A 7014-nucleotide genomic window follows, 5' to 3' on the forward strand; every position below is an offset into this window, starting at 1 on the left:
TTGCGAAGAAGGGCGTAGGTGGAGATCGGCTTTCCGGCCTGCTCGCTGGCGGCGACGGCCTTGCGCCAGAGCTCCTGGGCGGTGTGCGAGAGGACGGCGTCGACACCGACCTCTTCACTCGCGTCGATGACGTGCTGCGCGCCCGCGTCCATCATCTTCAGGCTGGCCAGCGAAGCCCAGCCGCCGTTCTGGTTGGCGACCGAGAACTCCTCCATGAAATAGGGGAACGCGGCGGCGGAGCGGATCGCGAACGGGACGAACGCGGCGATGTCGTGGCCGGAGCGGTCGATCATCGCGGTGGCCTGGTCGAAGGCCAGCAACCAGGGGTGGAAGATGGTCAGCAGTCCCTGGTAGAAGACTTGCGCCAGACCGTCGTCCGCGCCGAGGTATTCCTGCGGGCTCAGCGGCCGCAGCAACTCGGCGTGCGCGTCGAAGACCGAACGCGGGCCGCTGTAGAAGATGTAGGACGCCGGATGGGCGATGTTGTCCCCCGCCGACATGACACCGCCGGAGAGGAATTGCGCGCCGTGCGAGCGCACCCACTCCGCGCCTTTGCGGGCCTTCTCCGGCGAATCGGAGGACAGGTTCGCGATCACCTTGCCCTTCAAGTGGCCGGTCGCCTGGCCGAGCACGTCGTACATGGCCGCGTAGTGGGTGAGGCTGAGCACGGTGACCTCGTTGGCGTCGAGCGCGTCGGCGACGGTCGCGGCGCGCTTGGCGCCGAGTTCGACCATGGCGTCGACTTTCTCGGGGCTGCGGTTCCACACCGTCACCTCGACGCCCGCTTCCAGGAAGGCCCGGACCATCGCCTGCCCCATCGGCCCGAGGCCGACGACGGAGACAGCACGGGCGGTGGTCTGCTCGGACATGTTGGATCCCTTCGGTAATCGTTCGATATTTGCGTCGGCGCCGGAATTCATCGTCGTTCCCGCAGGTAGAGTCGGGAAGACCGAACGTCGGGGTGCGGTTGCTTACCTCGAGGTTCGAAACGAGGTCAAAGGAGCGCGGTGGGCATGAACAGTGACGCGGATCACGATGTGTGTGGCATGACGGTCGCGATCGATGTCGTCGGCGGCAAGTGGAAGATGCACCTGATGTGGGTGCTCGGCACCGGCCCCCAGCGCTTCGGCCAGATCCGCAGGCTCCTCGACGGGGTCAGCGAGAAGGTGCTCGCCGAGAACCTGCGGCAGCTCGAGTCCAGTGGCGTGGTGCACCGCGAGGTCTATCCCGAGGTTCCGCCTCGGGTCGAGTACTCGCTCACGCCGCTCGGCGAGGAACTGGCCGTGGCGCTGCGGCCGCTCGAGGAGTGGGGCGAACGGCACCGGCACGAACTGGCCGCGAACCTGTTGGCTTCGGCCAGCTAAGCCAGCCGCTCGATCGCGATCCGCGCGCCGACCCGCTCGAGCAGCGCCGCCGCCTCGGCCATCGATCGTTCCGGGTCGGGTTCCAAGTCGGCGAGCGTATAGCAGTCCGCGAAGCCCGCAGCCCGGATCTCGTCGGGCGCGAGCAGCGTGCGGCCCGCCACGGCGACCACCGGGACGTCCGCCTCGCGAGCGGCCGCGCACACGCCGACCGGCGCCTTGCCGTGCAGACTCTGCCGATCGAGCGAGCCCTCGCCCGTGATCACGAGGGTGGCGTCGGTGAGCAGGGCGGAAAAATCGAGCAGTTCGAGCACGACCTCGATGCCGCTGCGCACCTGCGCGCCCAGCACGGCGAGCGCGCCGAAACCGGTGCCGCCGGCCGCGCCGGCGCCGGGATGTCGCGCGTATTCGGGGCCGACGAGTCGCGCCCAGTTCGCGAGCGCGGATTCGAGGACGTCGACTTCGGCGGGGCCTGCGCCCTTCTGCGGCGCGTACACCGCCGCCGCGCCGGTCGGCCCGAGCAGCGGATTGTCGACGTCACAGGCCAGCGTGAACCGGGTACCGGCGACGCCAGGGTGCAGCCCCGCCCGGTCCAGCCGCACCGCGCGGGCCAAGCTCGCGGCGTCGCTGGGCAATTCCCGTCCGTCGGCATCCAGGACGCGGATGCCGAGTGCCCGCAACATGCCCGCGCCGCCGTCGGTGGAGGCGCTGCCGCCCAGGCCGAGCACGATCTCGGTGACCCCGTGGTCCATGGCGTGCGCCAGGACGACCCCGAGCCCGAACGTGCTCGCGTGCAACGGATCGAGCTGCCGCTGCGGCAGGATCGCCAGGCCGACTACGGCGGCCAGTTCGACGACCGCGATGTCATCGTGGCGGGCATACGACGTCCGGTGCGGCATGCCGGTCGGTCCGGGAGCGGTCAGTTCCACGCGCGTCCACCCGGCCGCGACGAACGCCTCGACCGTGCCGTCACCGCCGTCGGCGACCGGCACCTGCCGGATCTCGGCGTCCGCGGCGCTTCGCCGCACTCCGGCGGCGAGCGCCGCCGCCACCTCCGACGCGGCGAGCGACCCCTTGAACTTGTCCGGAGCGAGGATCACTCGTGAACGCGTCATCCCCACATTCTGGAACGCGACCGGACCGACCGCACCACGACACTGTCTGCGTCGGTGCCGCGCGCGGAATGCTCAGCTCGCCGACAGCGGAGCTTGGCCGGCTTGGGTGATGTCGACTTTTCCGGTGCGCAGATAGGTGAGCACGGCCTCGTCCACCGCCGGGTTGCCGCGGCCGAACGTGCCGTGGTCGCCGCCGTCGACTACGACGAGCGCACCACCGAGTGCCGCGGCCATGGCGGGACCGCCCTCGTACTTGGTCAGCGCGTCATGGCGGCTCTGCAGCACCAACGGCGGCGTGCGCAGCCCCGCGCCGGTGATCGGCACCGGCTTCGTCACGGGCTTCCAGGAACCGCAGGCCATTCCGGAGCGCACCAGGTCGGCCCGCGCGTCCATGGCGTTGCCGCCGGAGGCGATGGTGCCGACCGCGGCGCCGAGCAGCTCCGGCTTGCCGGGCACGGCGTTCTCGTTGCAGGTGATGGCGCTGAACACCCATCGGCCGGTGGGATCGGTCGAGGTCGCGCCCTCGATAGCCCGCAGCCGCTGCACGTTCGGCGGATCGGCCGCGGCGTCGGCCATCGCGCGGGCGAAGGTCGGCCAGAAGGATCGGGTGTAGGTGGCCACGGTGGTGGCGCCGAGCAGCGGCACCTGCGCGGAGACGCCGCCGCTCACCAGGGTGCGCAACAGGTTCTGTAATTTGCCGAGTTGCTCGACGCTGCCGGTGTAACCGTCCCTGGCGATCTCGGCCAGTGGTTCGGGCAGCGCGCCGGGCAGGTCGCCGACGCTGGCGGGCGGTGGGGTCAGGTTGGCGTACCAGCCGCCGCCCTGGGCGGCCGCCAACCGGACCCAGTTGCGGTAGACCTGCAGTGCGGTGTCGCCGAGGTGGTATTCGTCGTCGTGTTCGGCGATCCAGGCGAACAAATCGTCCAAGCGCTGTTTGCCCGCGACCTGCTGCTGGGCGAATTCCTCGGTCCATACCCAGTCCGGGTTGACGTTGGAGTCCAGGATCATCCGGTCCACCCGGTCGCCGAACAGCGCCGCGTACACCGCGCCGAGATAGGTGCCGTAGGACGTGCCGAGGTACCCGATCCGCTCCAGGCCGAGCGCGGCGCGCACCGCGTCGAGATCGCGCGCGGTGTTCTCGGTGGTGATCGCGTCCAGATAACCGGGCTGCGCCGCGTCACAGGCCTTCTTGATCTCGTCGCGGTTGCCACCGCCGAGCGAGACCTGTTGCCTCTCTTCGTTCTTCGTGCCTGCGCAGGCCAGCGGCGTCGCCCAGCGCAACCCACGCGGCTGGACGGCCACCCGGTCGTAACGCTCGGCCAGCGCGGCGGGGAAGACCTCCACCCGGCGCGCCCAGAAGTCCAGAGCGTCCGCGCCGGGGCCGCCCGGGTTGGCGAACAGGACACCCTCCCGCTCGCCTGTCGCGGTGATCCGGCTGACGGTCAGCTCGATCTTCGGCCCGTCCGGTTCGGCGTAGTTCATGGGCACGCTGATCACGGCGCACCGCACGCCCCGGTCGGCCGGCACGGCCCCTTCGGGACACTGACCGAACGTGACTCGCGGCGCGGCGTCCGCGACGCCGGTGACGATCGAACCCCCGAGCAAACCCACGGCGACGACGGTGGCCGCGACCCGCGAAACCCGCGGTGTCCTCTTCATGTTCCGCACCTCCCCGAGCCTGCCCGCTCGCGCGCGACGACGGACCCGACCAAGAGCATTCTGCGCAGGCTCGCCGGGACAGACAAGTCGGTGGCGGGATTTCGCCCGCACCGGAGTGTGATTAACCCGGACACCGGCGCGCGGAGTAGCGTCGAGCCATGTCGACCGAGGTCAACAACAACACCGCACTGGAACGCTTCGAGATCTACGTCGACGGTGCGATCGCCGGCTACGCCGAATACCAGGACACCGCGTCCGAGCGCGCGTTCGTGCACACCGAGATCTACCCGCGGTACGAGGGCCAGGGCTACGCGCGGCTCCTGGTCGAGACCGCCCTGAACAGCACGCGCGACGACAAACTCGGCGCGCTGCCGATGTGCCGGACGGTCAACCACTTCATCGAGACCCGCCCCGAATACCTCGCGATGGTGCCGCACTGGGCGCGCGACCGGCTGAATCTGCCGCAGTAGAGCCTCAGTACGCCGCAACGGCGGCGTCGAGCGCCTTCTGCAGATCCGTGCGCACCAGCCGGGCGATGTCGCCGGGCCGGGGCGGCAGGTCGAGCACGGGGACACCGAAGTGGAAGCTGGCCCCCTTGGCCTCCTCCTTCGTCGGCTGCACCGCCGGGTCCGTGCGCGGTCCGTAGCTCAACGCCATGGAGACCAGCACGGGCTGCGCGCCGAGCTTCATCGCGCGGAACGCGATATGCCCGATGCCGGAGCCCACCGCCTGCACGCGGGCCGGGTCCACGTCGTTGCAGGTGCCCTCCGGGAAGACCGCGATGCCGTCGCCGCGGGCCATCCGCTCCGCGCAGATGTCCATCATGCGCTGGCCCGCGGCGTTCACCGCGCGGATGCCGTGGTCCTTGCCCCGGAACACCGGGATGCCGCCCATCATGTCGATCTTGCGCCGCTGGTCGGGATCGGCGAACAGCTCGTCCTTGGCCAGCACCCGCACCCGGCCGATCACCCGCCGTAGTCCGCTGCGCCACGCCGCGGCGGCCACGGTGTAGGGGTCGCTCTCGGAGAGGTGATTGATCGCCAGCAGCAGCGGCCTTCCCTGCTGGACCACCGCGCGCAGCGCTTCCCTGGCGCCTTGGGCGTAGGTGACGCGTGGGTGGTAGCGGCGGCCGAGAATGGCGTAGGCCCCCCATGCCTGCAAGCGGTTTTGGCGATGATCGCGATAGAAGTCGTACACGGTGTCGCTGTTCTCGAGGCGCACCTCGGGAGGTTCCATGTCCTGGACTCTACGATGTCGCGTCGGCAGGGCAACGGGGCCTCCGGCGTCCGCTCCGCGTCCAGCTCGGCAAATCCGGAACACGGAAGTGAGCCGCAGAGGGCGCAATGTGAGCGAACAGCTGCGATGATGTCGGAGTGGCACGCGCAGAAGACCCGGACGATCGGAAGACTCGCGGCGGGCACGGCGATCGCAGGCGACGCGATTACCGGCACGGCGAACAGGTGGTTCGTGCCGGGACACTGCTGGTGTCGTCCACCGAACTGGTCGAACCGACCTTCCGGCGCACCGTCGTCTACATCATCGAGCACAACGAGGCGGGCAGCCTCGGCGTCGTGCTCAACCGCCCGAGCGACACGGCGGTGCACGAGGTGCTGCCCCGCTGGACGGACGCCGTCGCGGCGCCGCGCACGCTGTTCATCGGCGGCCCGGTGAAACGCGATGCCGCGCTGTGCCTGGGCACCGTCCGGGTGGGCGCGCGGATCGAGGGCGTGCCAGGGTTGCGCCGCATCGACGGACGCGTCGTCCTGGTCGATCTGGACGCCGATCCCGAGCGGATCGCCCCGCTCGTGGAGGGCATCCGGATCTTCGCGGGTTACGCGGGCTGGACTTTCGGGCAGCTGGAGGGGGAGCTGGAGAACGACGACTGGATCGTGCTGTCGGCCCTGCCGTCCGACCCGATCAGCTCGGGCCGTCCCGACCTGTGGGCGCACGTGCTGCGCCGCCAGCCGCTCCCGCTGTCCCTGCTCGCTTCACACCCGATTGAACTCGAACGCAACTGAGACCGTGTACTCCTCGAAGGGACCGAAGGAGACACGACATGAGACACGACAACTGAACCGGCAAGAGCATGGGTGACTCATCGGGTGCGCCCACCGACCGGCCCCGCAACTCGAGCGGAGAGGTATCCAGTTGTGCGCAAGATACGCGGCGAGAAGGGCCGGTCCGACGACCAGTCCGACGAATTGATGCGGGCTCTCTATCGCGATCACGCCACCCCACTGTGGCGGTACACGCTCGGCCTGGTTCGGGACCGGGGCCGGGCAGAGGACATCGTGCAGGAAACATTGCTGCGTGCCTGGCAGCGCCCGAACGTCCTGGATCAGTCCACCACCTCGGCGCGGGCCTGGTTGTTCACCGTGGCGCGCAATCTCGCCGTGGATGAGCATCGCAGCGCCCGCAGCAGGCGCGAGTTCCGCACCGACAACCCGCCCGAACGGGCGACACCGGACCAGTCCGACCGCGCGCTGGACGGCTGGTTGGTCGCCGACGCCCTCGGCAGGCTCAGCGCCGACCACCGGGAGGTGATCGTGCGGGCCTACTACCGGGGACTGTCCACCCACCAGATCGCCGAGGAGCTCGACGTCCCGGCGGGCACGGTGAAGTCCCGGATGCACTACGGCATGCGCGCATTGCGCCTGGCACTACAGGAGATGGGGGTGACGAACCCATGACGGATATCACCGACGACTACACCACGTGGGACGCGGCGTACGTGCTCGGCTCCCTCACCCGCGACGAGCGCCTCCGGTACGAGAGCCACCTCGCCGGCTGCCCCGACTGCTGGGCGGCCGTGGCCGAGTTCGCGGGCTTGCCCGGCATGCTCGCCCTCGTGAAACCGCATCGCGATTGCGATGATCGAG

Annotated in this window: 9 protein-coding genes; 5 read left to right on the forward strand and 4 right to left on the reverse strand. The window is 69.8% G+C overall.

Features of this window, described 5'->3' with window-relative positions:
- On the reverse strand, positions 1–869 hold an 869-nt coding region (locus tag ON27_RS28085), incomplete at its 3' end, for an NAD(P)-dependent oxidoreductase (RefSeq protein ID WP_043734212.1).
- A gap of 144 nt (positions 870–1013) precedes the next feature.
- Between ON27_RS28085 and ON27_RS28090 the strand changes: the two genes are divergently transcribed.
- Positions 1014–1364: a winged helix-turn-helix transcriptional regulator gene (locus ON27_RS28090; protein WP_043734204.1), complete on the forward strand. Its 351-nt coding sequence runs from the start codon at positions 1014–1016 to the stop codon at positions 1362–1364.
- Here ON27_RS28090 and ON27_RS28095 read toward each other — a convergent pair.
- Both ON27_RS28095 and ON27_RS28100 read right to left on the reverse strand, forming a co-directional pair.
- On the reverse strand, positions 1361–2476 hold the full coding sequence (locus ON27_RS28095) for a glycerate kinase (RefSeq protein ID WP_043734205.1): 1116 nt from the start codon (positions 2474–2476) through the stop codon (positions 1361–1363). The two genes, ON27_RS28090 and ON27_RS28095, sit on opposite strands and share 4 nt — an antisense overlap.
- 72 nt (positions 2477–2548) lie before the next feature.
- Positions 2549–4135, reverse strand: coding sequence for an alpha/beta fold hydrolase (locus ON27_RS28100; protein ID WP_043734207.1), 1587 nt, complete (start codon positions 4133–4135; stop codon positions 2549–2551).
- A 158-nt stretch (positions 4136–4293) separates the two neighbouring features.
- Here ON27_RS28100 and ON27_RS28105 point away from each other — a divergent pair, with 158 nt between their 5' ends.
- A complete protein-coding gene (locus tag ON27_RS28105) occupies positions 4294–4605 on the forward strand; it encodes a GNAT family N-acetyltransferase (protein WP_043734208.1) in 312 nt (103 codons plus the stop codon).
- 4 nt (positions 4606–4609) lie between these two features.
- On the opposite strand, the gene ON27_RS28110 is transcribed toward ON27_RS28105, so the two are convergent.
- The gene (locus tag ON27_RS28110) at positions 4610–5371 is read right to left on the reverse strand and encodes a lysophospholipid acyltransferase family protein (RefSeq protein ID WP_043734209.1); all 762 of its coding nucleotides are present in this window, start codon (positions 5369–5371) and stop codon (positions 4610–4612) included.
- A 137-nt stretch (positions 5372–5508) separates the two neighbouring features.
- On the opposite strand from ON27_RS28110, the gene ON27_RS28115 reads away from it, so the two are divergent.
- The 3 genes from ON27_RS28115 to ON27_RS28125 form a co-directional block, all read left to right on the forward strand.
- Positions 5509–6153, forward strand: coding sequence for a YqgE/AlgH family protein (locus tag ON27_RS28115; protein ID WP_043734210.1), 645 nt, complete (start codon positions 5509–5511; stop codon positions 6151–6153).
- A gap of 132 nt (positions 6154–6285) precedes the next feature.
- Complete coding sequence (locus ON27_RS28120; RefSeq protein ID WP_280411445.1) at positions 6286–6825, forward strand: sigma-70 family RNA polymerase sigma factor; 540 nt, start codon at positions 6286–6288, stop codon at positions 6823–6825.
- Positions 6822–7014 (forward strand): zf-HC2 domain-containing protein (locus tag ON27_RS28125; RefSeq protein WP_043734211.1); only part of this gene is annotated, 193 nt, incomplete at its 3' end. The genes ON27_RS28120 and ON27_RS28125, both read left to right, overlap by 4 nt.

Source organism: Nocardia asiatica NBRC 100129 (assembly GCF_000308415.1).
GTDB classification, from domain to species: domain Bacteria; phylum Actinomycetota; class Actinomycetes; order Mycobacteriales; family Mycobacteriaceae; genus Nocardia; species Nocardia asiatica.